This window comes from Pseudonocardia asaccharolytica DSM 44247 = NBRC 16224, assembly GCF_000423625.1.
Taxonomy (GTDB): Bacteria; Actinomycetota; Actinomycetes; order Mycobacteriales; family Pseudonocardiaceae; genus Pseudonocardia; species Pseudonocardia asaccharolytica.
In genome coordinates, this window is record NZ_AUII01000007.1 from 63,251 (window position 1) to 87,535 (window position 24,285).

21 protein-coding genes and 1 pseudogene are annotated in these 24,285 nt (G+C 71.5%); 11 read left to right on the top strand and 11 right to left on the bottom strand.

Annotation, left to right across the window (positions count from 1 at the left end):
• Positions 1 to 11: 11 nt before the first annotated feature.
• A complete protein-coding gene (locus tag G567_RS28030) occupies positions 12 to 827 on the bottom strand; it encodes a DUF3097 family protein (protein WP_084796041.1) in 816 nt (271 codons plus the stop codon).
• A 139-nt stretch (positions 828 to 966) separates the two neighbouring features.
• Between G567_RS28030 and G567_RS0110430 the strand changes: the two genes are divergently transcribed.
• The gene (locus G567_RS0110430; RefSeq protein WP_028929944.1) at positions 967 to 1,764 is read left to right on the top strand and encodes a hypothetical protein; all 798 of its coding nucleotides are present in this window, start codon (positions 967 to 969) and stop codon (positions 1,762 to 1,764) included.
• 71 nt (positions 1,765 to 1,835) lie between these two features.
• On the opposite strand, the gene G567_RS31970 is transcribed toward G567_RS0110430, so the two are convergent.
• The 3 genes from G567_RS31970 to G567_RS31975 form a co-directional block, all read right to left on the bottom strand.
• Complete coding sequence (locus tag G567_RS31970; RefSeq protein WP_147200904.1) at positions 1,836 to 2,054, bottom strand: hypothetical protein; 219 nt, start codon at positions 2,052 to 2,054, stop codon at positions 1,836 to 1,838.
• Positions 2,055 to 2,621: 567 nt separating this feature from the next.
• Complete coding sequence (locus G567_RS0110440; protein WP_028929946.1) at positions 2,622 to 3,410, bottom strand: VOC family protein; 789 nt, start codon at positions 3,408 to 3,410, stop codon at positions 2,622 to 2,624.
• A 61-nt stretch (positions 3,411 to 3,471) separates the two neighbouring features.
• On the bottom strand, positions 3,472 to 4,002 hold the full coding sequence (locus tag G567_RS31975; RefSeq protein WP_028929947.1) for an SDR family oxidoreductase: 531 nt from the start codon (positions 4,000 to 4,002) through the stop codon (positions 3,472 to 3,474).
• 182 nt (positions 4,003 to 4,184) lie between these two features.
• On the opposite strand from G567_RS31975, the gene G567_RS36145 reads away from it, so the two are divergent.
• The gene (locus G567_RS36145; protein WP_245585625.1) at positions 4,185 to 4,766 is read left to right on the top strand and encodes a DUF4158 domain-containing protein; all 582 of its coding nucleotides are present in this window, start codon (positions 4,185 to 4,187) and stop codon (positions 4,764 to 4,766) included.
• 293 nt (positions 4,767 to 5,059) lie between these two features.
• On the top strand, positions 5,060 to 6,487 hold the full coding sequence (gene rox / locus G567_RS0110465) for a rifampin monooxygenase (protein ID WP_028929949.1): 1,428 nt from the start codon (positions 5,060 to 5,062) through the stop codon (positions 6,485 to 6,487).
• 443 nt (positions 6,488 to 6,930) lie between these two features.
• Here rox and G567_RS31980 read toward each other — a convergent pair whose 3' ends face one another.
• Positions 6,931 to 7,875: a coiled-coil domain-containing protein gene (locus G567_RS31980; protein WP_051232741.1), complete on the bottom strand. Its 945-nt coding sequence runs from the start codon at positions 7,873 to 7,875 to the stop codon at positions 6,931 to 6,933.
• A gap of 346 nt (positions 7,876 to 8,221) precedes the next feature.
• Here G567_RS31980 and G567_RS28045 point away from each other — a divergent pair, with 346 nt between their 5' ends.
• The gene (locus tag G567_RS28045) at positions 8,222 to 8,578 is read left to right on the top strand and encodes a helix-turn-helix domain-containing protein (RefSeq protein WP_245585618.1); all 357 of its coding nucleotides are present in this window, start codon (positions 8,222 to 8,224) and stop codon (positions 8,576 to 8,578) included.
• A gap of 9 nt (positions 8,579 to 8,587) precedes the next feature.
• Here the strand turns inward: G567_RS28045 and G567_RS34105 are convergent.
• Positions 8,588 to 8,716, bottom strand: a pseudogene (locus G567_RS34105) (IS256 family transposase); the annotation flags it as partial.
• A gap of 91 nt (positions 8,717 to 8,807) precedes the next feature.
• Positions 8,808 to 9,068: a hypothetical protein gene (locus tag G567_RS37145; RefSeq protein ID WP_211223890.1), complete on the bottom strand. Its 261-nt coding sequence runs from the start codon at positions 9,066 to 9,068 to the stop codon at positions 8,808 to 8,810.
• Positions 9,069 to 9,828: 760 nt separating this feature from the next.
• On the opposite strand from G567_RS37145, the gene kdpF reads away from it, so the two are divergent.
• From kdpF to G567_RS0110525, 7 genes are all read left to right on the top strand, one after another.
• Complete coding sequence (gene kdpF / locus G567_RS34115) at positions 9,829 to 9,918, top strand: K(+)-transporting ATPase subunit F (RefSeq protein ID WP_037056726.1); 90 nt, start codon at positions 9,829 to 9,831, stop codon at positions 9,916 to 9,918.
• Positions 9,918 to 11,582, top strand: a complete 1,665-nt coding sequence (gene kdpA, locus G567_RS0110500) for a potassium-transporting ATPase subunit KdpA (protein WP_028929951.1) — start codon at positions 9,918 to 9,920, stop codon at positions 11,580 to 11,582. Before kdpF ends, kdpA begins: the two co-directional genes overlap by 1 nt.
• Positions 11,579 to 13,693 (top strand): potassium-transporting ATPase subunit KdpB, encoded by a 2,115-nt coding sequence (gene kdpB / locus G567_RS0110505; RefSeq protein ID WP_037056728.1) that lies wholly within the window; start codon positions 11,579 to 11,581, stop codon positions 13,691 to 13,693. The genes kdpA and kdpB overlap by 4 nt, the downstream gene beginning before the upstream one ends.
• A gap of 2 nt (positions 13,694 to 13,695) precedes the next feature.
• On the top strand, positions 13,696 to 14,328 hold the full coding sequence (locus G567_RS0110510; protein WP_028929953.1) for a potassium-transporting ATPase subunit C: 633 nt from the start codon (positions 13,696 to 13,698) through the stop codon (positions 14,326 to 14,328).
• Complete coding sequence (locus G567_RS0110515) at positions 14,325 to 16,844, top strand: DUF4118 domain-containing protein (RefSeq protein ID WP_028929954.1); 2,520 nt, start codon at positions 14,325 to 14,327, stop codon at positions 16,842 to 16,844. The genes G567_RS0110510 and G567_RS0110515 overlap by 4 nt, the downstream gene beginning before the upstream one ends.
• On the top strand, positions 16,841 to 17,536 hold the full coding sequence (locus G567_RS0110520; protein WP_028929955.1) for a response regulator: 696 nt from the start codon (positions 16,841 to 16,843) through the stop codon (positions 17,534 to 17,536). The genes G567_RS0110515 and G567_RS0110520 overlap by 4 nt, the downstream gene beginning before the upstream one ends.
• A 323-nt stretch (positions 17,537 to 17,859) precedes the next feature.
• Complete coding sequence (locus G567_RS0110525) at positions 17,860 to 18,606, top strand: hypothetical protein (RefSeq protein ID WP_147200903.1); 747 nt, start codon at positions 17,860 to 17,862, stop codon at positions 18,604 to 18,606.
• Here the strand turns inward: G567_RS0110525 and G567_RS0110530 are convergent.
• The 4 genes from G567_RS0110530 to G567_RS28060 all read right to left on the bottom strand — a co-directional run bounded on the left by G567_RS0110530 (position 18,587) and on the right by G567_RS28060 (position 23,921).
• On the bottom strand, positions 18,587 to 19,042 hold the full coding sequence (locus G567_RS0110530) for a VOC family protein (protein WP_051232743.1): 456 nt from the start codon (positions 19,040 to 19,042) through the stop codon (positions 18,587 to 18,589). The two genes, G567_RS0110525 and G567_RS0110530, sit on opposite strands and share 20 nt — an antisense overlap.
• Before the next feature lie 20 nt (positions 19,043 to 19,062).
• A complete protein-coding gene (locus tag G567_RS0110535) occupies positions 19,063 to 19,875 on the bottom strand; it encodes an MBL fold metallo-hydrolase (RefSeq protein ID WP_028929958.1) in 813 nt (270 codons plus the stop codon).
• 126 nt (positions 19,876 to 20,001) lie between these two features.
• A complete protein-coding gene (locus G567_RS0110540; protein WP_028929959.1) occupies positions 20,002 to 22,899 on the bottom strand; it encodes a helix-turn-helix transcriptional regulator in 2,898 nt (965 codons plus the stop codon).
• Entirely contained in the window at positions 22,872 to 23,921 is a 1,050-nt protein-coding gene (locus G567_RS28060) for a DUF4158 domain-containing protein (RefSeq protein ID WP_261763813.1), read from the bottom strand. Before G567_RS28060 ends, G567_RS0110540 begins: the two co-directional genes overlap by 28 nt.
• Between the last annotated feature and the right edge of the window lie 364 nt (positions 23,922 to 24,285).

The window sequence follows — 24,285 nt, forward strand, 5'->3', positions numbered from 1 at the left end:
CTTGCCAGAGATCAGCCTTCCGCAGTCACAAAATCGATCAACTGCTCGACGGCGCCGATCAGCGGCGCCTCCAGATCGCGGAAGCTGCGGACCGCACCGAGCACCCGGCGAGCCCCGTCAGCGGGCTCGCCCCAGCGCAACGCGGCGCAGACCCCGGTCTTCCAGTCGGTGCCGCGCGGCACCGCGGGCCACTCCCGGATCCCGACGACCGACGGCTTCACCGCCTGCCAGACGTCGACGTACGGGTGCCCGGTGACCAGCACGTCCGCCCCGCTCACCGCGCGGGCGGCTCGCATCTCCTTCGAGCCCTCCACCAGGTGGTCGACCAGGATGCCCAGCCGCCGCTGCGGCGCCGAGCCGAACTCGCGGACGGCCGAGACGAGATCGTCCATCCCGTGCATCGGTTCCACGACGATCCCCTCGACCCGCAGGTCGTGCCCCCACACCGTCTCCAGCAGCGCGGCGTCGTGGATGCCCTCCACCCAGATCCGGCTGGCCCGCGCCGTGCGCGCCGCCGCGCCGTGGAGCTTCACCGATCCCGAGGCGGAGCGGGCGGCTCCGGTGGGCGCCGCCCGGGGTGGCACGAGCGTCGCGGGCCCACCCTCGACGAGGAACCCGCCGGCGCGCAACGGGAACACCCGGCGTCGTCCGTTCCGGTCCTCCAGCGTGACCTCGCGAACGTCGACCAGCACGACAGCGCCGCAGAACCCGCTCACCGGGTCCTCGACGACCAGACCTGCCTCGGCGGGCAGCTCCGGGAGCCGGGTGCGTACCCGGTTGCGGGTTCCGTCGGCGGTGAAGGCACCGCGGTAGTCGTGCGCGTGCAAAGCCACCCGGTCCTTCTACCGGGCCGTCGCGCCGGTTTCGCGGACCGACACGCTCGGTGGCGAGAACCGCTCCGCCTGCCGCGGCGAGCCGGGGCGGCGGAAGTGTCGGGTTCGGAGCGCCTTCGTTAGCCTTGCGCACGTGCCCTGTCCCTCGGCGACACTGACTGTCTGGACCTCGGCGTGGCTGGCCGGAGCCGCCGCGCCCGATGACGTCCTCGACGCGCTCGAGCCCTGGGCGCAGGCACACGATGTGCTGGCCGCCGACCCGCAGACCGCGGCCGCCACCGACCTGCCCGCCCCGGGGGCACCGGCGTCATCGGTGACGTTCCTGCTGGCGGCGCTGCGCCGGACCGCGCCCCGGGGCCACGCCCGGTTCGTGCTTCCCGCCCCCGGGGACATCCGCGGGCTGCCCGGACCCGGCCCGTTCAGCCGCGAGGCGACCGCCGCAGGCGAGGGCGCGCTGTTCGTCGACGCGGGTCTCGGGGTGGTGCCGACGCCCGTCGCCGACGGGGTGCTGCGCTGGACGGTCTACCCGGTCTCCCAGACCACCCCGCCCACCGAGTTCGTGGCGCTCAGCTACGCCGAGTACGAGCTGCGCGAGCAGGTGCGGCAGTCCGCGTCGATTCTGACCTCGCTGGGTGTGGCGCGGCATCGCCCCGGGGTCCGCGAGGAGATCGCCGCAGCGCTGCGTGCCCGGCCCCGATCGTTGTGGCCGGCCGGGATGCCCGGCCGGGCGCTGCGCGTGCTGCAGCACGCCGATGAGGTCGCGGCGATCCTCGCCGCGGCCGCGATGGATGAGCCGGGCGGCGCGCTGTCCGCCTCAGCAGCGGCCGCCCGCCGGGAAGCGTTGCGGCCCATCGAGACCGCGGTGCGGGTGGCCCGCCGCGCGGCGGTGGCCGAGGCGGTGCGGGTGCTGGCGTCCGGTCCGATGGTCTGAGCGGTCCGGCCGCCGCCAGCAGTACCCGGTGGCGGCCGGACCGCGCGGCGCGCCACCGACCGGTGGGGAGCTCAGTGCCCGAGCACCTGCTGCACGCAGGCGAGGTCGGCCTGCGCGGCGGCGAGTGGGTCGCCCAGCACACCGGTGATCGCTGCGAGCGGATCCGCGACGACGCCGGTGACACTCTGCTGCAGGCAGCTGGGGTCCGCGCTGGCGACTCCGGCCCCGACGACCAGCAACCCGGCGGTCGCGACGCCTCCGGCAAGCAAGCGAAGAGCAGTGGTACGCATGGTCCTCCTCGTGCGGTTGAGTGGCAGCGATCTTCGTTGTCTTGTGGTGTACAACACAACCCGGACCGTCGACACGATCGGGTGCACTTGGGCCTCGTGCGCAGCTCAAGTCGGGAACCTGCTCGCCAAGCTCGGCCTGCGCACCCGGGCCGAGGCCGCGGCGTATGCCGCCCGCCGGAAACCAGCCGCGGAACAGAGGAACTCCCGGATCCACCCGCGACAGAATCGCGTCATCCTCTCCGACCGTGTCCGAGACCTCGTCGGGTCCGTCCCTCCGGAGGCATGAGATGGGTTCAGCAGCGGCGCCGGGCTCGCGTTGCGGCTCGCCCACGAGCGCGGGGCGACGGTCACCGGGCTCGACGCCGCCGCGGGGCTGCTCGGCGTGGCCGTTCCCGGAGCGCCCGTCGCGGTGGCGAGGTGGGCCGAGGCGAGACACTGCGAGACCCGTCGCGGACGCCATTCGCGCCGCACTCGCCGACAGCCTGCGGCGCGATGGCAGCTCGTGGCAGGACAACGCGTTCCGGTACGTGATCGCGACCGCGGCGGGAGCGGCCGCAACCTCGCCGGTCAGCCCGCCGGCGTCGTCTCGTTCGGCCCGACCAGCTTGAACTGCGCCCCGGTGGGGTCGATGGCCGCCGCGAGGCGGCCGTACGGCGTGTCCTGGGCCGGCACCACGATCGAGCCGCCGAGCTCGACGGCCTTCGCCAGCGCGGCGTCGGTGTCGTCCACCCCGAAGTAGACCGACCAGTGGGCGGGAACGCCCTCGGGGAGTGTTCCCGAGGCGTCCATGATGCCGGCCAGCCAGCTCTCGCCCTGCCGCAGCGTGGTGTAGCGGAACTCCGGGGTGTCGCTCACGGCGTGCGTGTCCCACCCGAACACGTTGCGGTAGAAGCCGATCGTGGCCTCGTAGGCGCGGGTGTGCAGCTCGAACCAGCTCGGGGCTCCGGGCTCATCGAGGACCCGGAATCCTTGGTGGCGGCCGGGTTGCCAGAGGCCGATCCACGCGCCGCCGACATCGGTGATCAACGCCATGGTACCGAGGTCGCCGACCGGCATGGCGTCCACGTGGACCTCGCCGCCGCTGGACGCGGCGGCCTCGAGTGTCTTTCGCGCGTCGTCGGTGGCCAGATACACCGACCACAGATCCGGCGCCTGCTCGCCGGGCTGCCTGGCCATGCATCCGGCCACCAGGATGCCGTCCTTCAGGAAACTGAAGTAACCGCCGAACTTCTCGGCGGGTTCTTCGGCTGTCCAGCCGAACAGCTCGCAGTAGAAAGCCCGGCTGCGCCCGACGTCAGAGCTGGTCAGGTCGACCCAGCAGGGTGCGCCGACGGGGGCGGTGTCTCGGGTGGGCATCTGATGGCTCCTTGGTGGTTGTCCGGTCCTCACCCGTGTTGACGCCGCAAGGGCCCGGGATTCATCGATCCTGGGGATCTGGCGGGTGGATTCGCCGCGGCTTCACGAGCGCGGTGAGGTGTGTCCGAGAAAATGAACCAGGTGGCCGATGAAATATCCGACCATGAGCGGGTAGTGACCATCGTTGGTCCTCGGTTGTGGTTCGACGGTAGTTGATCGGTGCTTTGCGGGCCGCGCCAAGCTCGTCGCGGCGGGCCCGGGTGAAGTGGATGAAGCTGACCACGTGCCCTTCGGCGTCGTACATCACGGCGCCCGGCTGGCCGTTGACCCAGGCACGGAATCCCTCCCGCCAGCTCCCGTACCGCGGCTCCCAGCCGAGTTCCTTCCTCTCCGGCGCGGAGGCCCGCACCGCCGCGATCACCGCCTCGCGATCCAGCCCGTCGACGACCACCGGGTCCGCGCCCGCCTCGCGCAGCTGCGCGACCTTGCCGGGCGTCCTCGTGGTGGCGGTGACCTCGTGACCCGCCGCGACCAGCCCAGAAACGAGGTGCCGTCCCAGTGCCCCGGTCGCTCCCGTGACGAAGACTCGCATGATCTTTCCTTCCGCATGGTGCTTTCCCTTGAAGACAAGGCACCACCCGAAGTTGTGACATTTTTCGGCCTCGGTGCCTTGTCGGGCTTCGACCTGCTGCAGGAAATCCGGTATCTACTGCGGCAGCAGCCGAGCCGCGGCCACACTGACCTCGCGGCCGCCGGTGCGCGGCCGTGGTCGAGGTGTACGCATTTACTGCGGCAAGGCGGATCGGCGTTGGCCACGGTGCAGCTACGAGTCGTGCGCCAGAGCAGAGGAGATCCTCACCCTCGACATCGAAGACCTCGCCCCGGCCGACAAGCGCGCCCGCGTCATCGCCAAAGGCGGCGCGACCGAATGGATCCGCTGGCAGTCCGGCACCGCCCAGCTGCTGCCGTGCCTGCTCGGCGGGCGGATCCGCGGGCCGGTGCTCCTCACCCAGCCCCGGGGATCAGCAGGCGGCGGCGTACGGACGGTTCGTTGAGGAGCCGGCGCGGCCGGAGCTGGAGCGGTTCTTCCTCCTGGACGACATGGACCGGGACCTGATCGTGCTGCGTCGGACGACGGCCCACCATCTGGGGTTCGCGGTGCAGATGTGCACCGTCCGCAACGCTTCCGCGCCTCCACCCCGGCTGGCGGCGGCCTGTGGCCCCTGCGCGACCCGACCACCGCCGACGTCGACGAGGAGGGATGAGCCCCAGGTGTGTTCATCTGGCGGCGGCACCGCCGTACGCGGCGCGTCACCGCTTCGGGAGGAGCTTGTCCGTCCACAGCGGATGGCGTAGGGCAAAGGCAAGAAGGCTACCCACTTCTTGCCACTCTCAACGTATAGCGCACCGGGGGCCTTGCGGCAAGACCCGGGTCGTGCCGCAGAATCTCCGGCCGAAGCCAGAACCTACGGAAATCAGGGATTCGCGAAGTACGTGTGCTCTTGTCGACGTGTGGGTCGCGCGGGACGTCGAACCGCCGGTGGGACTCGCGGTGCGGTTACGAGCACTCGGCGCCCAGGTGCGGTGTGCGCGCCGCCGGACTGCGCGGAGCAGCTGGCCGAAATCCAACCTCGTTGAATGGGGGTTTCATGATTGACGTGATCGTGGCCGGCGGCGGACCGACCGGCTTGATGCTGGCCGGCGAGTTGCGGCTGGCCGGCGTGCACGCGCTCGTGCTGGAGAAGGAGGCGGAGCCGACGAGGATCGTCCGCGCGCTCGGCCTGCACGCGCGCAGCGTCGAGGTGATGGACCAGCGCGGTCTGCTGGAGCGGTTCCTCGCGCTCGGCCAGCAGTACCCGGTCGGTGGTTTCTTCGCCGGCATCACCAAGCCGTCGCCCGACCGGCTGGACACCGCGCATCCCTACGTCCTCGGCATCCCGCAGACCACCACCGATCGCCTGCTGGCCGAGCGCGCCACCGAGCTCGGCGCCGAGATCCGGCGCGGCTGCGAGCTGGTCGGGCTGAGCCAGGACGACCACGGGGTGACCGCCGAGCTGGCCGACGGCACGCAGCTGCGCTCGCGCTACCTCGTCGGCTGCGACGGCGGCCGCAGCACGGTGCGCAGGCTGCTCGGTGTCGGCTTTCCCGGCGAGCCCGCCAGGGCCGAGTGGCTGCTGGGCGAGATGGAGGTGACCGAGGATCCGGCGACGGTTGCCGCCATCGTCGCGGAAGTCCGCAAGACCCATCATGGGTTCGGCGCCGGGCCCCTCGGGGACGGGGTGTACCGCGTCGTCGTGCCGGCCGAGGGGGTGGCCGAGGACCGCACGGTCCCGCCGACCCTCGAGGAGCTCAGGCAGCGGCTGCGGGTGTTCGCCGGCACCGACTTCGGCGCGCACTCACCGCGCTGGCTGTCCCGGTTCGGCGACGCCACCCGGCTGGCCGAGCGCTACCGGACCGGCCGGGTGCTGCTGGCCGGCGACGCGGTGCACGTCCACCCGCCGCTGGGCGGGCAGGGGCTCAACCTCGGTGTCCAGGACGCGTTCAACCTCGGCTGGAAACTGGCCGCCGAGGTCGCGGGCTGGGCACCGGAGGGGCTGCTGGACAGCTACCACACCGAACGGCACCCGGTGGCCGCCGACGTGCTGAACAACACCCGCGCACAGTCCGAGCTGATCTCCCTCGAGCCGGGCCCCCAGGCGGTGCGCCGGCTGCTGGCGGAACTGATGGACTTCGAGGAGGTGAACCGGTACCTGATCGAGAAGATCACCGCGATCGGGGTCCGCTACGACTTCGGCGAGGGGCATGAGCTGCTCGGCCGGCGGCTGCGGGACGTGGGGCTGAAGCGGGGGCGCCTCTACGGGCTGATGCACGGCGGCCGCGGGCTGCTGCTCGACCAGACCGGCCGGCTCTCGGTGGCGGGCTGGGCAGACCGGGTCGACCACGTCGTCGACGTCAGCGAGGAACTGGACGTGCCCGCCGTGCTGCTGCGGCCGGACGGCCACGTGGCGTGGGTCGGTGAAGATCAGCAGGATCTGCTCAGCCGGCTGCCCAGGTGGTTCGGCGCTGCCGTCAGCTGAGCGCGCAGTTGTGGCTCGAAAGGGGCGGGACCCATCTCCGGCCGCGCTCGCCGTGGTCCCGGCACCTCGGACCGAGCGGCCGGTGCGGATCGGGTACGCGAGGACGTCGACGCCCGCCAGGAGCTGGCGAGGTCAAGGTCCGGCCCGAGCTGGAGAAGGCGCTTCCGGCCCAAGCCCGTCCGTATCCGGCACCCCGACGACCCGCTGACGCCCGAGGAAACCGACCTTCGGGAACGCCTCCAGGCCCAGGTCCCCCAGCGCCCGGAGGACGAGTAGCCAGCAAGATCAATCTCAGCGCCGACCACGGTTCCATTGATCCCCGGGGCCGAAGACCTGACTGACGCCGCCTTCCTCGTCGGCCCGCCGCCCGACCCGCCTACCTGGCGGAAGTCTCACCCGCGGCCCCTTTCTGCCGTATTCCGGCCGGACCCGTCATTCCGGGCCTATTCGGCCGCGTCGTCGCCCCCGTTCAGCGCACGGACCAGGGCGCGTAGGTCGTCCGGGTGCAGCGGTCGCGGTGACCCGGCCCGATCGAGTTCGGCGCGCAGCCGTTCCGCCTCGACGTCCGCGCGAACCCGCAGCGCGGCCTCGCGTTCGGCGCGGTCGCGGGCGGATCGGATCTGCCCGGTGAGCTCGGCACGCTCGCGGTCGCGTTCGACAGCGAGTTCCGCGGCATCGCGCACGGCGGCGTCCCGCTCGCTGACGGCCTGCTCCCGGGCCGCGGCCGCGGCGTCCCGAGCGGCAAGCGCCGCGGAGGTCTCGGTGCGCGCGGCGGCGAGCGCGCCACGCAGCTCGCCGGACTCCGCGCGCAGCGCGTCGAGGGAGCTGCGCAGCTCGTCGAACCGCGCCCGCACGGCGTCGCGCTCCCCGGTGGCCTGCTCGGCCGCGACCGCAGCGGCCCGGGCGTCCCGTTCGGCGGCGACCGCCCGTTCGTCGGCGGTCGCGGCGCGCTGCTCGGCCGCCCGGCGCCCGGCCGCGGCGTCCTCGGCCGTCTGTTTCGCCGCGCCCAGCGCCTCGGTCGCCTCGAGGGCCTGCCGCGCCGCGGCCGAGGCGCGCTGCACGGCCTCGGCACGCTCCTGCGCGGCCCGTTCCGCAGCCTCCGCGCCCTGCCGCGCCTGCCGCTGTGCCTCCTCACGCGCCTGTTCGGCCGCGATGCGGGCCCGGTCCGCGTCGGCGACCTTCCGGTTCGCCGCCTCGACCGCGGCGACGGCGTCGCGTTGGACCTCGTCGAGCCTGGCGGACACCCCGGCGAGCGCCTCACTGAGCGCCTGAACCGGCGCGCGGACGGCGCCCACATGCTCGCGCAGCCGGTCGGCGTCCAGCTGGAACGCGTTGGTCCCGGAGTCCAGGCCCAGAGCGCCGAGCGCTTCCCGCTCGGCGCGGGCCATCTGCGCACACGTCCGTCCACCGGGCCACCGGGTGTCGCGGCAGAAGGACCGCCGGCGTCCCCCCTGAGGGCCGGGCGCGGGCAACTCGGCGCGGCAACGGCTGTAACCGCAGCGTGCGGGCTCGTCGATCACGAACCGATCGTATCAGTTTCTATGTTTTCAACGTTCTAACTAGTTCTAAGTTCAGTTAACTGAACACTAAACCAACGAAACCACCGTTTTGTTGGTGAAGCTCGCGGGAGCCGCGACGCGCGCCACCCAGCGCACTCGCAGGGAGTTCGGCAGGATCTGTAGCAATGACAGTAGTAAACTTGCATCATAGATTTCACGTGAGATGCTGCGACAGGTGAGCGTGAAGCGGCTTGACGACGAGGACTACCCGTCCATCACGATGGGACGGGCCGCGGAGCTGCTCGGCGTGCAGCCCGCGTTCCTGCGCAGCCTCGACGCGGCCGGGGTGCTGCACCCGCACCGCTCCCCCGGCGGGCATCGGCTGTACTCCCGGCGTCAGCTCGCGCTGGCCACCCGGGTGCGCGCCCTGCTCGATGAGGGCCTTTCGCTGGATGCCGCGCGGCGCATCGTCGGCCTGCAGGACGACCTCGACGTGGCCCACGCCCGGATCCGCGAGCTGGAAGACGAACTCCGCACCAGCCTGAACGGCCGCGACCCTAGCGAGGCTGGCGACGACAGCCGAACCCTGTAGACCGGACCGCTGGGCCGCCTGGATGAGCTCGAAGGCCATGGCCAGCCTGGCCGCCCGCGATCCCGGTCCTTTGGTGATCTTGCTTCGGTTCCTGTCCGTGGCGAAGGTCGACTCGATCGGGTTGGTCGTACGCAGGTGGATCCCGCGCCCGGCGACGACACCTCGACCTCGCTGGCCGAGACCTCGCTGGCCGAGATGAGCACCTCGCGTGGCTGGTGGTAGCCGTTGCTCACCACCAGTCGGCTGCCGGTCTCGTCGTGCTCGGTGACGACGCGGGCGATGTAGGCGTCGACCTCGCGGCCTGCAACGCCTCGGCCGGCATCCGCCGGGCGCCCTCTCGCCCGATCTGGTCGATCAACGATGCCGACGCTCGATCCCCACCGCCGGTGGGGTGGTCATCGCGGCCGTTGAGCTCCTCGGAGACCACGGTGAACACGGGCCGTACCTTCCCGACGAGCCTGGCAGCGCCGGTCTTGCTCGACAGCTTCACGATCACCGGGAGGGTACGGCCCCTCGTGATCCACAGGTTTCAAGCATTGCTCCTGCCGGGAAGCCGCTGCGCGGAGCTTGGCTGCGACGAGGCTGGCCAGGGCCGCACATGCGGGGAGAGCGACGAGGCCCGGCCAGTCGGCGTGGGTGAAGGTGAGCTCGCCGAACTTGTTGACCAGGAAACCGTCCCACAGGGCCCAGAACTGGATGGCGGCCCCGATCGCACCTGGCGCGCTCGTCAGTGTCGCCAGGGCAACGGCCGTCGCGGTGAGGACGGCCAGTCCGAACAGGGGCGCGTCGTGGGCGCCGAGCCCCGCAGCGGCGAAGGTCGCCACGGTGCCTGCGGGCAATCCCAGCGCAAAGGCCATTCCGCTGCCGATCGGCGGATGCGGTCCCGTCACCGATGGATGTGGGTCGTCTCGGACAGACGGCGGGGAGGCAAGCAGCACCTGTCCAGCATGTGATCGCGGCCGGCGCTCGGGGCGGATCTTCACGGGATCCTGACGGCTGGTCGCTGAATCCTCACACCTCCCTGACCGGGGGCATTGAGCGTGATGACGCGCGGCACAAGGTCGTCACAAGGTCGTTAGGAACCCGTCAGGACCTGTGGTCGTGGCCCGCAGCGGGTCGCATGCTTGCGGCCGCGCGGCCACCCGGCCGACGCCGAGGAGGTTCTGAGAGATGGCCGACCTGGCCTATCTGTTGCTGCTGATCGGCGGGTTCGCCCTGCTGGTGCTGACGTTGCGGGGGTTGCAGCGGCTGTGAACGTGCCGAACCTGATCGGTGGGGTGCTCGCGCTCGCGCTGGTCGTCTACCTGTTCATCGCCCTGGTCCGCCCGGAGAAGTTCTGATGAGCCCTACTGTTGCCGGCCTGGTCCAGGTCAGCGCGTTGCTGCTGGTGCTCGTCGCGGTGTACGTGCCGTTCGGCAACTACCTCGCGCACGTGTACACGTCCGACAAGCACTGGCGGGTGGAGCGCGCCCTGTACCGGCTGGTCCGGGTGGATCCGGGCACCGAGCAGCGGTGGACGGTCTACGCGGCCGGGGTGCTCGGCTTCTCGTTCCTCTCCATCGTGCTGCTCTACCTGCTGCAACGGCTGCAGCCGCTGCTCCCGTTCGACTTCGGGCGGGCCGCGGTGGAGCCGTCGGTGGCGTTCAACACGGCGATCTCCTTCGTCACCAACACCAACTGGCAGTCCTACGTCCCGGAGACGACCCTCGGGCATAGCGTGCAGATGGCCGGGCTGACCGTGCAGAACTTCGTGTCCGCCGCGGTGGGCATGGCGGTCGCGGTGGCGCTGGTCCGCGGGTTCGCCCGCTCCGGCACCGACCGGCTCGGGAACTTCTGGGTCGACCTGGTGCGCGGCACGGTCCGGGTGCTGCTGCCGATCTCGTTCGCCGCGGCGATCCTGCTGGTCGGGCTGGGCGCGGTGATGTCGTTGCGGGCCGGTGTCGACGTCACCGGCGTCGACGGGCGGCAGAGCACGCTCGCGCTGGCCCCGGCGGCCTCCCAGGAGGTGATCAAGATGCTGGGAACGAACGGCGGCGGGATCTTCAACGCGAACTCCGGCCACCCGTTCGAGAACCCGAACGGCGCCAGCAACCTGCTGGAGTACCTCCTGGTGCTGGTCATCCCGGTGTCGCTGACCCGGGCGTTCGGGGTCATGGTCGGCAACCCCCGGCAGGGGCACGTCCTGGCCGCCGTCATGGGGGTCATCTGGGGTTCGCTGCTGAGCGTCGCCTGGTGGGCCGAGACTCACCCGAACGGGACGGCCACGCTGGCCGCCGGCGCGGCGCTGGAGGGCAAGGAGGTGCGCCTGGGCATCCCGAGCTCGGTGCTGTTCGGGATGGCCACCACCGGCACCTCGACCGGCGGGGTGGACTCGATGCACGACAGCTACACCGGGCTGGGTGGCGGGGTGCTGCTGCTGAACATGCTGCTCGGCGAGGTGACGCCGGGCGGGGTGGGCACCGGGCTCTACAACATCCTGGTGCTCGCCGTGATCGCGGTATTCCTGGCCGGGCTGATGGTCGGGCGCACCCCGGAGTACCTGGGCAAGAAGCTGGGCCGGGTCCAGATCACCGCGGCCGCGATCGCGATCCTGGCGATGCCGGCGGTGGTGCTGCTCGGCGCCGGCGCCGCGCTGGCCCAGCCCGGTGAGCTGGACGCGGCACTGAACAACGACGGCCCGCACGGCCTGTCCGAGGTGCTCTACGCCTACGCCTCGACGGCCAACAACAACGGCAGCGCGTTCGCCGGGCTGACCGTGACCAGCGACTTCTTCCAGTCCACCCTCGGGCTGGCGATGCTGTTCGGGCGGTTCGTCCCGATCCTGGCGGTGCTCGCGCTGGCCGGTTCGCTGGCCGCGCAGAAACGCGTCGAGCCCGGCGTGGGGAGCCTGCCCACCCACGGACCGATGTTCGGCGTGCTGGTCGGCGGCACCGTCGTCCTCGTCGCCGCGCTGACCTTCTTCCCGGCCCTGGCGCTGGGCCCGATCGCGGAGGCACTCAAATGAGCACCACCCCCACCCTGGACCGGTCGATCATCGAGCGGCAGGAGCTGCATGCCCAGCGCACCGGACGGGCGGTGGTGGCCGGGGCGTTCTCCCCGCGGCAGCTGTGGCAAGCACTGCCGGGTGCGGTGCGCAAGCTGGGCCCGCGGGCGCAGCTGCGCAACCCGGTGATGTTCGTGGTCTGGGTCGGCTCGGTGCTGGTCACCGGGCTGTCCGTCGCCGACCCGAGCCTGTTCGCCTGGCTGATCGCGGCCTGGCTGTGGTTCACCGTGCTGTTCGCCAACCTGGCCGAGACGGTGGCGGAGGGCCGGGGCAAGGCGCAGGCCGACACGCTGCGCCGGACCCGCACCGAGACCGTCGCCCGGCGGTTGCGCGCCGACGGCTCCGAGGAGGCGGTTCCCGGCACCGCGCTGCGGATCGGCGACCGGGTCGTCGTCGAGGCCGGCGAGGTGGTCCCCGGCGACGGGGACATCGTCGAGGGCATCGCCACCGTGGACGAGTCCGCGATCACCGGGGAGTCCGCGCCGGTGATCCGGGAGTCCGGTGGGGACCGCTCCGCCGTCACCGGCGGCGCCACGGTGCTGTCCGACCGGATCGTCGTGCAGGTCACCACCAAGCCCGGCGAGTCGTTCGTGGACCGGATGATCGCGCTGGTCGAGGGCGCGCAGCGGCAGAAGACCCCCAACGAGATCGCGCTGACCATCCTGCTGTCCACGCTGACGATCATCTTCCTGCTCACCGTGGTGGCACTGCAGCCGATGGCCGGCTACTCCGGGGCCCAGCAGTCGCTGGTCGTGCTCACCGCGCTGCTGGTGTGCCTGATCCCGACCACGATCGGTGCACTGCTGTCCGCGATCGGCATCGCCGGCATGGACCGGCTGGTGCAGCGCAACGTGCTGGCCACCTCCGGGCGCGCGGTGGAGGCCGCAGGCGACGTCGACACCCTGCTGCTCGACAAGACGGGCACGATCACCTTCGGCAACCGGCAGGCCACCGAGCTGCTCCCGGCCGAGGGGGTGAGCCTGGCCGAGCTCGCCGCCGCGGCCAGGCTGTCCAGCCTGGCCGACCCGACCCCCGAGGGCCGCAGCATCATCGAGCTGTGCGCCCGGGCGCACGAGCTGCCCGCCGAGGCGACCGCCGGGGAGGCGGCCGCGCAGTTCGTGCCGTTCACCGCGCAGACCCGCATGTCCGGGCTGGACCTGAACGGCTGCCGGATCCGCAAGGGCGCCGCGAGCGCCGTCGCCGGCTGGGTGGACGAGGCCGATGGCGGACTGCCGCGCGGGCTGCAGGACAAGGTCGACCGGATCTCCCGCGAGGGCGGCACCCCCCTCGTCGTCGCCGAAAAGAACGGGGCCGAACAGAACGGGGATGGGGGGCGGGTGCTCGGGCTCATCCGGCTCTCGGACGTGGTCAAGCCGGGGATGGCCACGCGGTTCGCCGAGCTGCGCGCGATGGGCATCCGGACGGTGATGATCACCGGGGACAATCCGCTGACCGCGAAGGCGATCGCCGCCGAGGCCGGGGTGGACGACCATCTCGCCGAGGCCACGCCCGAGGACAAGATGGCCCTGATCCGCCGCGAGCAGTCCGGCGGGCGGCTGGTCGCGATGACCGGCGACGGCACCAACGACGCCCCGGCCCTGGCGCAGGCCGACGTCGGCGTCGCGATGAACACCGGGACGGCCGCGGCCAAGGAGGCCGGCAACATGGTCGATCTCGACTCCGACCCGACCAAGCTGATCGACATCGTTGAGATCGGCAAGCAGCTGCTGATCACCCGGGGGGCGCTGACCACGTTCTCGGTGGCCAACGACCTGGCCAAGTACTTCGCGATCCTGCCCGCGATGTTCATGGTGCTCCACCCGTCGCTGGGCGCGCTGAACATCATGCGCCTGGCCACCCCGCAGTCCGCGATCCTGTCCGCGGTGATCTTCAATGCGTTGATCATCGTGGCGCTGATCCCGCTGGCACTGCGCGGCGTGCGCTACCGGCCGACCACCGCCGCGCGCCTGCTGCGGCGCAACCTGCTGGTCTACGGCCTCGGCGGCGTGCTCACCCCGTTCGCCGGGATCTTTCTCATCGACCTGCTCGTCCGACTCATCCCCGGGATCTGACCATGCTCTCGCTGCTGACCCGCCAGGCCGCCGCGGCGGTGCGGGTGCTGATCCTGCTCACCCTCGTGCTCGGCGTCGCCTACCCGCTCGCGGTCTGGGGGGTCTCCCGGATACCCGGGCTCCACCACCGCGCCGAGGGATCGGTGCTCACCGTGGACGGGCGGCCGGCCGGCTCGTCGCTGATCGGCATCGATCCGGTACCGGCCGACCCGGCGGCGGACCCGTTCTTCCACACCCGCCCGTCCGCGACCGCCGAGGACCCGCTCGGGATCGGGCCAGCCGACCCGTCGGTCTCCGGCGGCTCCAACAAGGGCGGCTTCTCCGAGACCCTGCTCGGCGCCGTCGAGCAGCGGCGCGCACTCATCGCCGCCCGCGAGGGCGTCGACGCCGCACGGGTGCCGGCGGATGCGGTGACCGCGTCGGCGTCGGGACTGGACCCGAACATCAGCCCCGCCTACGCCGCGCTGCAGGTGCCGCGGGTGGCCCGGGTGACCGGGCTGTCCGAGGCGGACGTGGCGCGGCTCGTCGCGCAGCACACCGACGGCCGGCCCCTCGGCTTCCTCGGCGAGCCGGGGGTGAACGTCCCCGAGCTCAACCTGGCCGTCCACGCGGCGGCGAGCATGATGAGGCCATGACCAGGCGCGGTGAGCTGCGGATCTACCTCGGCGCAGCGCCCGGGGTGGGCAAGACCTACGCCATGCTCGGCGAGGCCCACCGCCGAGCGGGGCGGGGCACCGACGTGGTCGTCGGGGTGGTCGAGACCCACGGCCGCGCCAAGGTCGCAGCGCAGCTCGAAGGCCTGGAGGTCCTGCCCCGCCGCCCGGTCTCCTACCGCGGAGTCGCGCTCGCCGAGCTGGACGTGGCGGCGGTGCTGGCGCGGGCGCCGCAGGTGGTGCTGGTCGACGAGCTGGCCCACACCAACGCCCCCGGGTCGCCCAACCCGAAGCGCTGGCAGGACGTCGAGCAGATCCTCGAGGCCGGGATCACCGTGCTGAGCACGCTCAACATCCAGCACCTGGAATCCCTGGGCGACGTCATCGAGCGGATCACCGGGGTGCGCCAGCAGGAGACCGTCCCCGACGAGATGGTGCGCCGCGCCCAGCAGGTCGAGCTCATCGACATCACGCCCGAGGCGCTGCGCAGGCGAATGGCCCACGGCAACATCTATGCCCCGGAGAAGGTCGACGCCGCCCTGGCCAACTACTTCCAGCCGCGCAACCTCACCGCGCTGCGCGAGATGGCGCTGCTGTGGGTGGCCGACCAGGTCGATGTCGCCCTGCAGCGCTACCGCACCGAACAGCGGACCACCGACGTGTGGGAGACCCGGGAACGCGTGGTCGTGGCGGTGACCGGTGGCCCGGAGAGCGAAACGGTGCTGCGCCGCGCGGCACGGATCGCCGAACGCTCCGGCTCGGCCGAGCTGCTCGCCGTACACGTGCTGCGCGGCGACGGCCTCGCCGGTGCCACCGCCGGGGCGCTGGCCGGGCTGCGCCGGCTCGCCGACGACCTGGGCGCCTCGTTCCACACCGTGCTCGGCGACGACGTGCCGGCCGCGCTGCTCGACTTCGCGCGCGGGGTCAACGCCACCCAGCTGGTGCTGGGGACCTCGCGCCGCTCCCGGCCCGCCCGCGCCCTCGTCGAGAGCATCGGCGCGCGGGTCGCGCAGGACTCCGGGCCCATCGACGTGCACATGGTCACCCACCCGGAGGCGGGCCGCGGGCTGCGGCTGCCGCGCCGGTTCAGCGCGGTCCCAGCCCGGCGGCGGGCCGCGGGCTGGGCGCTCGGCCTGGCCCTGCCGGTGACCGCGACCGGGCTGGGCGTGCTCGGCACCGGTGTGTACGGCCTGTCCACCGACGTCGTGCTGTTCTTCCTGGCCACGGTGGTCGTGGCGCTGGTCGGCGGGCTCGGGCCGGCGCTGCTCGCCGCGCTGGCCGGTGGCCTGCTGCTCAACTTCTTCCTCACCCCGCCGCTGCACACGCTCACCATCGCCGAACGCGAGAACGTGATCACGCTGGTGGCGATGGTGCTGGTGGCGATCCTGGTCGCCCTGGTGGTCGACCGGGCCGCGCGCCGGGCACAGCAGGCCGCGGCCGCCCGCGCCGAGGCGGCGCTGCTCGCCTCGTTCTCCCGCACCGTGCTCACCCGCCCCGACCCGCTGCCGCGGCTGCTGGAGAAGGTGCGCGAGGCCTTCGGGCTGACCACCGTCGCCGTGCTGCAACGCCACGACGGGCGGTGGGCCGCCTCCGCCTGCGCCGGCCCGCCGGACTGCCAGCGTCCCGAGCAGGCCGACGTCGACGTCGCGGTCGACCCGGACATCCACCTGGTCGGACGGGGTCGGTCGCTGCCCGCCGCGGACCGCCGGCTGCTCGAGGCGGTGGCCGGGCAGGCGCTGCTGGCGCTGCGTCACCAGCAGGTCGCCGCCGAGGCCACCGAGGCCCGGCACCGCGCCGAGGCCACCGAGCTGCGCAGCGCGCTGCTCGCCGCGGTCGGGCACGACCTGCGCACCCCGCTCACCTCGATCAAGGCCGCGGCCGGCAGCCTCCGCGACCCGAAGCTGCGGCTCTCCGAACACGACCGCGCCGAGCTCGCCGCCACCGTCGAGGAGTCCGCCGACCGGCTCACCCGGCTCGTCGCCAACCTCCTCGACTCCTCCCGCCTGGCCACCGGGGCCGTCGTCCCCGACCTGCGACCCGTGGGTTACGACGAGATCGCCGCCCAGGCGCTCGCCGGTGTGGAGGACGCGCGCCGCGTCAGCGTGGACATCGACGAACGCCTGCCCGAGGTCCTCGCCGACCCCGGACTGTTGGAACGGGTCGTCGCCAGCGTCGTGGACAACGCGATCCGCCACGGCGCGGGCGCGCCGGTCGCGCTGCGGGCCAGCGCCCTGGCCGACCGGGTCGAGCTCCGCGTGGTCGACTCCGGTCCGGGAATCCCCGCGGGCGACGCCGACCAGCTCTTCGCCCCCTTCCAACGCCTCGGCGACCGCGACCGCGGCGGACTCGGTCTCGGCCTCAGCGTGGCGCGCGGGTTCACCGAGGCCATGGCCGGAACCCTCACCGCCGAAGACACCCCCGGCGGCGGGCTCACGATCGTGATCAGCCTGCCCGCGACCGTCCCTGCCACGCTGCTCGACCCGGCGAGCGCGCCGTGACCGCGGCGGCAGCGCCGGTCACGGTGCTCGTCGTCGACGACGACGTCCAGATCCTGCGGGCGCTGCGGATCAACCTCACCGCGCGCGGCTACCGTGTGTTCACGGCCGTCGGCGGCGCCACCGCGCTGCGCGCCGCCGCCGACGTACACCCCGACGTCGTCGTGCTCGACCTAGGCCTGCCCGACATCGACGGCACCCAGGTCATCGCCGGGCTACGCGGCTGGACCACCGTGCCGATCATCGTGCTCTCCGCGCGCACCGACTCCAACGACAAGGTCCACGCGCTCGATCAGGGCGCCGACGACTACGTCACCAAGCCCTTCGGCGTGGACGAGCTGCTCGCTCGGCTCCGCGCCTCGGTCCGCCGCGCCACCACCATCGGTGGCACCGAACCGCGCGTCGAGGCCGGCGAACTCACCATCGACCTCGGCGCACGGATCGTCGAACGCGCCGGGGTCGAGGTCCACCTCACGCCCACCGAGTGGAACATTCTCGAACTCCTCGTCCGCCACCGCGGCCGGTTGGTCACTCGCCGACGGCTCCTCGAGACGGTGTGGGGACCCGGCGACCGCAAGGAAACCAGCTACCTGCGCGTCTACCTCGGGCAGCTCCGCCGCAAGCTCGAACCCGATCCCGCCCAGCCCCGACACCTGATCACCGAAGCCGGCATGGGTTACCGGTTCCGCACCTGACTATCCGGGCCCCCGCGGTTCCGACCTTCTGGGGTCGCCGTAGTACTCGGGAAAATTCGGGCGGATATGGCCGAGTAGGCTTCTGAGCTGGGGAAACCTGACACCGCCGGCACGAACCTGATCCGCAACAGTGAGGACATCGTCACCGTCGCCGAGATCCTCGGACACTCCATCGAGACCGCCCAGCGCTACAGCCTGCCCCCTGACGCCGACGCTGATAACCAGGCCGCGATCGAACGCCTCGCCGTGGACCAGTGGGCCCAGACATGGAGCCAGCGGCCGGCTGATCATCCGGCCGTCGCCCGGCGGCAGCCGGACCCCCGATGATCGGCCGGCGGCTTGTGCCGGACACCATCGAGCACGTGGCGAGTTCCGCTGATCCCTACGTCATTGCTGGTATTGACCTGCGCGTCTTCGTCGCGGGCTGGTTGTCCTGCCTCCAGGCCGGCGACGGCGAGGCGGTGGGCCTGCTGGAGCACGCCCGGTCCGATCCGGAGGCCGGGGAGCGGTATGAGTATGGCGCGCTCTACATGTCTGCCAACATCGCTCCGCGAGCGACCGAACCCACGGCAAGTCCCGAAGAACTGCTGCTGTTCGCGGTCATGGCCCTCTACCAGGACGCTGGGTTCCCCGGTGCTGACCCGACCGTGTGGGATGGCGAGGAGGCACACGCGCGCCGCGCCTTCGGCTTCTTCCACGAGCTGGGCGAACAGGAAGCCGCACGACGGCTCCGGGCCGAGGTCTATCGACGCAGCGCGCGCGAGCGGCCACCGGGCTACGAAGCAACGCTGCAGCGGTCGCTGGGCAACGACCCTGCTCGGATGGCCGTGCACGACCAGCGGATGGCGTCGATCCATGACCGCAGCTTCCGCGCAGCTCACCTGCTCAACCCCGGCGGAACTGCCCGCCGAGGCAGCCGCTCCGCTCCCCGATCCGCGTTCACACCGAGGCGGTCTGGTCGATCCCGGTATCGCCTCGCGAGTTATAAGCCCGGTCGCCGATGTCGGCGCCGGGCTTTTCAGCCGAGGTGTCGTGGCAACGCGGTGTGCCTCAGCCGTGGAAGGCGATGAACTCAAGCTGCACGCCGTCTGGGTCGCAGAACGTCACCAGCGAGAGCGGGAAGCCCGGCATGGGGTACACGCCGGAGTTTGGTACGCCCTGGCTCTCCAGGTGCGTCACCCAAGCGTGCAGTGCGTCGACCGACTCGACCTGGAAGGACAGGTGGTCCAGGCCGGTCCGCGTCGGGTCGAAGCCGTCCCCCGTGTTCGCCGGGTGGTGATCGATTCCCAGGCTGAACGACCCGTCGGGCGGACCGAGCACGATCGTGTAACCGTTCGCCTCGCTGCGGTAGTGGCGTACCTGAAAGAGGCGGCCGAGCCCGAGCACCCGCTCGTACCAGGCAGCGCTCGCCTCGACGTCGGTGACCGTGATGCCGATGTGATGGATCCCGGTGAGCGTCGGACGCACCGTGGCCTTGGCGGCCGGCGCCGTTTCGGTGGGGGTCATGTCGTCCTCCTCACGGTCGATCAGGCGGGTGGAGTTGGGGCAGCTGCACCGAGCGCGGCGAAGATCGACGCGAAGGCAGCGTGGTCCGGCGGGACGAACGGTGGGCGGGCGGGAACGGACGCGATGACCTCGACGAACTGCCTGGCCATACGGCCGGACGCGCTGGGCAGGTGGGAACTGAAGATGGTCGTAGGTTGCAGCCGTGCGACCTCATTGGCCGCCGCCCGGAAGCGGTCGTGGTCGACGAGCTGCGTCCACGGGGAGTCGAACGCCGCCCAGCCGGCGATTCCGTCGACGAGGTCCGCTTCGGAAACGTCGTCGCAGCTCTCCGGGACGCTCGGCAGGATCGCACCGAACGTGTCGACCGTGTACATCGCGCCGGTCCGCTCGTCGAGCAGGCCGGTCGTCATCGGATTGTCGAACAGCGGTGGCCGCACACCGCGGAGGTAGCGGTCCCCCACGTCGAGCCGGCCCCCGGGCTGCAGAGCGCTCACCCGATCGAGGGGAACGGGCCACCAGGTGGACATGCGCAACGCGCCGAGGCCATGCGTCAGCAGGCGGGCCGCCGGAGCCAGCGACATGACCCGCTCGAGGTTGCCGGTGTGGTCTGCGTCGTCATGGGTCAGCCAGATCCAGCGGATGTCTGCCGGGTCCACGATCGAGCGCAGCGCGTGCTCGAACTCCTCGCCGTCCATGGCGAGCCCTGTGTCCACCAGGACCGGCTCCCTGGCCAGAATGACGTACGCGTTCACGACCAATGTGCCGATGCCCGGAATGGGCAAGCTGCTAGGCAGGACGTGGACATCGTTGCCGACGCGGTAGATGGGGTCCATTCCCCTTCGCCTTCTTTCGTGCGCGTCAATGACCTACCGAGAGATGAGGTGCTCCCTTGTCGACGGGATGCATACATGATCGAGACGGCGGTGCCCTCGGGCATCAGGCCGACCCCCATCTTTAGGTCATCTCACCCCTAGAAGATGGCGTGCGGCGAGGGAAACGAGCTCCGACCGGCTTTCGACGCCCAGCTTGGTGGCCAGGTTGGCGATGTGACGCTCCACGGTCTTGGGAGACAGGTACAGGCGGGCAGCGATGTCCCTGGTGGAGAGTCCTTCGGCCAGCAATGTCAACACTTCGGCCTCCCTGGGGGTCACCCCGGCGGCGGCCAAGGCGTCGGGCAGGTCTGGTGCCGGCCGGCGACGGCGGGGCACCGGGGCGCCGGCCTGCCGGAGAAGGGAGCGGCAGGCGGAGGCCACCGCGGGCGGCCCGGTCGCATCGAAGAAGGCGAGCGCTTCGGCCAACCAACGCTTCGGGTTTCCCCACCGGTCGCGTATCGCCGCCTCAGCCACCAACCGGCGGGCGTGGTGGCGATACCAGTCACAGGGGGCCAGGTCGGCGTCGGCTCTGGCGAAGACCTCCTCCGCCTCTGCAATGTGGCCCCGTCGGCCCAGCTCGACCGCGCGTGCGTGGCCCACCCATCCCCGGATCAGCCAGTACACGATCAGGCCCGAGGCCTCCACCTCGGCCACCGCGTCTGCCCCATCGTCGCGGTCGAGGGTATGCAGGAGCGCCCACAGACCCCGGTTGGGTGTCGTGACCGGCGTGTCTCGCAACAGCTCCATACCCGCGTCGAGCTCGGCCAGTGCCCGCCGACGGTCCTCCCGGACCAGCCACAGCAGCGCCCGGGCCATGAGGGCGGCGTCCCCACGGACCTCGCGATGGCCGCCGGAGACGGTGACGGCCTTATCGATGGCCGCTTCCATCTCCGCGCGCTGATCCAAAAGAGCGTGACCGACCGCTTGCAGGACGTACCCCACCCCGGCGACGAGAGGAAGCCGCAGCCGGCCCGCCTCGGTGGCGCACGAACGAGCCGCTTTGATCACGCCCTCGGGTTCGGCATGGTTGGTGGACCAGGCGGCCATCTGCAGGCTGACGGTGGCGGCGGTCGCCAACGCGCCGGCATCTAGCGCGGCTTGGCGGGCCTGGGCGAGCCGGTCGAGCGGACCGCCGCCGATGAGATCGATCGTGCCCAGCTCGTGGAGGGCCCGGATGCGCCACAGGGGAAGACCGTGCTGGTCGGCCAGAACCAGAGCGGCGCTGAAGGCATCTTCGGCGGCGGCGAGGTCGTGCTGGCGTTCGCGTTGCCCGAGTACCTCCAGTGCCTCACAGGCCAGCTCGTAACGTCCGTCCGTCTGTGCGGTGGCCAGTGCCGTGCGGGCCAGCGTGGCGGCGTCGTCAAGCTGGCCTTCCCCGAGGGCCACCCGGGCGGCCAGCACCTCGGAAACGCCGGCAACGCCACCAGATTCGGACAGCTCCTCGGCGAGGTGGAGCTGGTCGCGGGCCCGAGGCCAATCGGCCGAGACGATCGCGGCCCGAGCCAGCAGCAGATGCGCCCGCGCCCGGCGTGCCGGTGGCGCGGCCACGGCACCGAGACTGGACAGCAACCGCTGGCCCACCTCGCTCACCCGTTGCGCGCTACCGGTCGCGACGAATACCTCGCACAGCACCTCATCGATCTCGGCGGCACGTTGAGCATCGTCACCGACCAGGCCTCTGGCCCGCTCGAGCGTGGCCTCGGCGCTGGCCAGAGCGCCCCGAGCGAAAGCGCGTCGTGCCGACTCGAGGTGTAGTTCGGCTGCCCGGGCCGGCTGGTCCGCCGCTTCGGCGAGCTCGGCGGCCAGCTCACACCACCCCCCGGGCAACCCAGGATGTGCCTGCTCGACAGCGCGCAGACCGCTCGAAGCGAGGATGACCTGCTCCGGCGGGAAGAGTTCGGCCAAAATCGCCTCGCGGGTCAGGGCATGCCGGAAACGGAAGCGGGGACCTGTACCAGTGGCTTCGACGGACAGCAGCTGGACGTCGGCAGCCCAGCGAAGGTGCTTAGCCACGCTCGCTTCGTCCTGGCCTTTGATCATGTCGGGCAGCAGGCGCCAGTCGAAACTCCGGCCGAGCAGCGCCGCCGCCCCCAAAAGTTCCCGCGTCCCCGGTGTCGCCTCGAGGCGTCGGCGAACGGTCTCGGCGAACGTGACGGGAATGGCAGCACCACGGAAACGATCCAGTATCCAGCCCTCGGCCGTCTGTCGCAGCTCGCCAGCCTGGACCATCGCCGCGATCAGCTCCTCGACCAGAAACGGCAGACCATCAGCCCTGATCGCCAGCACCTCGGCCAGCGCGGCGGGAACGGCCACGCTTCGCAGACATCCCGCGGCGACCGCGGTGACCTCCTCGGCGGTCAGCCTTTGAAGCCGCAGAACGGAAGCCGAGCGCCGAGCTGCCAAGCTGTGGACACGTGACAAGGCGAGACTGGGTTCCTCGTCGCGAAGCGAGATCAGGCACAGGATTGGCTGGTCGGCTACGTTGTCGGCCAGATACTCCATGACCTCGAGCGTTTCGGTGTCCGCCCAGTGCAGATCTTCCAGCACGAGCACACTGCCAGCGCTTTCGGTTACCGCGGCGAGCACCCTGAGCACGGCCTCGCCCAACACCACAAGCGATGCCTCCCCGGGCGGCTCACCGGCAAGGCGCCACTCCGGAATCAGTCGACCCAGGATCGGGCGAAACGGGGCCAACTCGGGGACCTGCGGCGGTCCCGACCGACGGAGGTGGGAGAACAGCGCCTCCGCAAGAGGTCGAAAAGCACGCGGGTTGTCGCGCTCAACGGCCCGACCGGTGAGCACCGATACTCGCCGGCTGACGGCATCGGCGGCAGCCTCCCGAACCAGGCGTGACTTGCCGACGCCGGCCTCGCCAACGATCACCAGCGTCGCGCCGTGACCTCTGGCCACGCGATCGAGCGCGGATCGCAGCTCTCCCAACTCCCGGTCGCGACCCACTAGCACCGGGCACAACAGCTCCGGCATGCCATTGAGCGTGCCACCAGCGCAGCCGACCGGTCGAGAACTACGGTGCACCCGGAAGAACAGGCCGCCCCGGCGACCTGCTCGCCCGCTCCTCGGACGATGGCCAGGATCGCGTCCAGCAACGCCTGGCGGTCTTCCCCGGACTTGGCGCGCTCGGCCAGGTAGTCGCGCATCTTGTACGCGGCCTTGCTCTCCCGCGCGGACACGGCCTGGTCGAACAGCCCCACGACCTCGTCCAGCACCTCGGTCGCCGACTGCGCCAGCAGGGTCAGCAGGATCGGGTACCGGCGTTGCGGCTCCCGCCGCTGTAGTGCCTGCGCCGTCAGGCGGTGGCCGACTGTGGCCAGGAACCGGCGCCGCTCCGCCGGCAGCACCGACAGGTCCAGGGTGTGCGCGTCCATCCCGCGCAGGAACTCCAGCTTCGCGATCTCGGCCTTCACCGCCGCGGGCGAGGCTTCCACCGGCCCCTTGCCCAGCCACCGCAGCCGGGTCATCCCGATCCCGGCGTCCACCACCAGCAGGCCGTCCAGGGCGGCGCGGCGCTCGTCGGTGAACTCGTGCGCCAACCGGTCAAACGTCTCCTGCCGCGCCACCTCGCAGGCATGGGCGACCCGCTTGACCACCGTCACCGGGCCCGGCCGAATCACCCGTGCCGAGATCAGGTACTCACACGCCAGCCGGAACAGCAGCGTCGGTGAGTCGTGCTCCATCGCCCGCGCGAGCAGGAACTCGTCGAGCTCCTTCAACTCCAGCGGCGTCGCGGCCCGCCACCCCAGATACTGCGCCGCCAGCCGAAGATGCTCGGTGCGGGTCTTCGCCCGCCGCCCGTAGGAGCGAAGCGCATCCGGGTCGACCTGGAGGCGCTCGGCCAGCCGCACCACCGCCGCGCGCGGCGCCGACGCCACGTCGTCGGGCACGAACCCCAACCACGGCAACGTGCAGAGGGCTACGGCGAGCCCCAACCGGTCTGCCGGCCCCCGACCCCGGCCGGGGTCAACGAACGCAACGTCCGCCGGGGTCAACAGGAGCCTACCCAGCCATATCCGCCCGAATTTTCCCGAGCACTAGGGGGACCCTCTTCTGGTCGAGGCGGTTGATGGCGGTTGTGGCGTGTGGATTGGGTGTCTCACCGGCTGAGGTTGATCGTTTTTAGTTGTTACGTCAATGAATGAACGACGTTGAAGCTGCCCGGATCCCGGCGGCCGCGCAGGACCATGACCATGCACGTGCTGATCGCCACCCCCTGGACGTGGCGACGTCCGGATCGTGAGGGCCCGATGGTCTTCGTCAAGGCGGAGCCGGCTGCAGCCAGCGATGCCGGCCGAGGCGTTGCCAGGATGACGGCGCCTCGGCGGGTGCTCCCCTGACCTGAGGTTCGACGGCCCA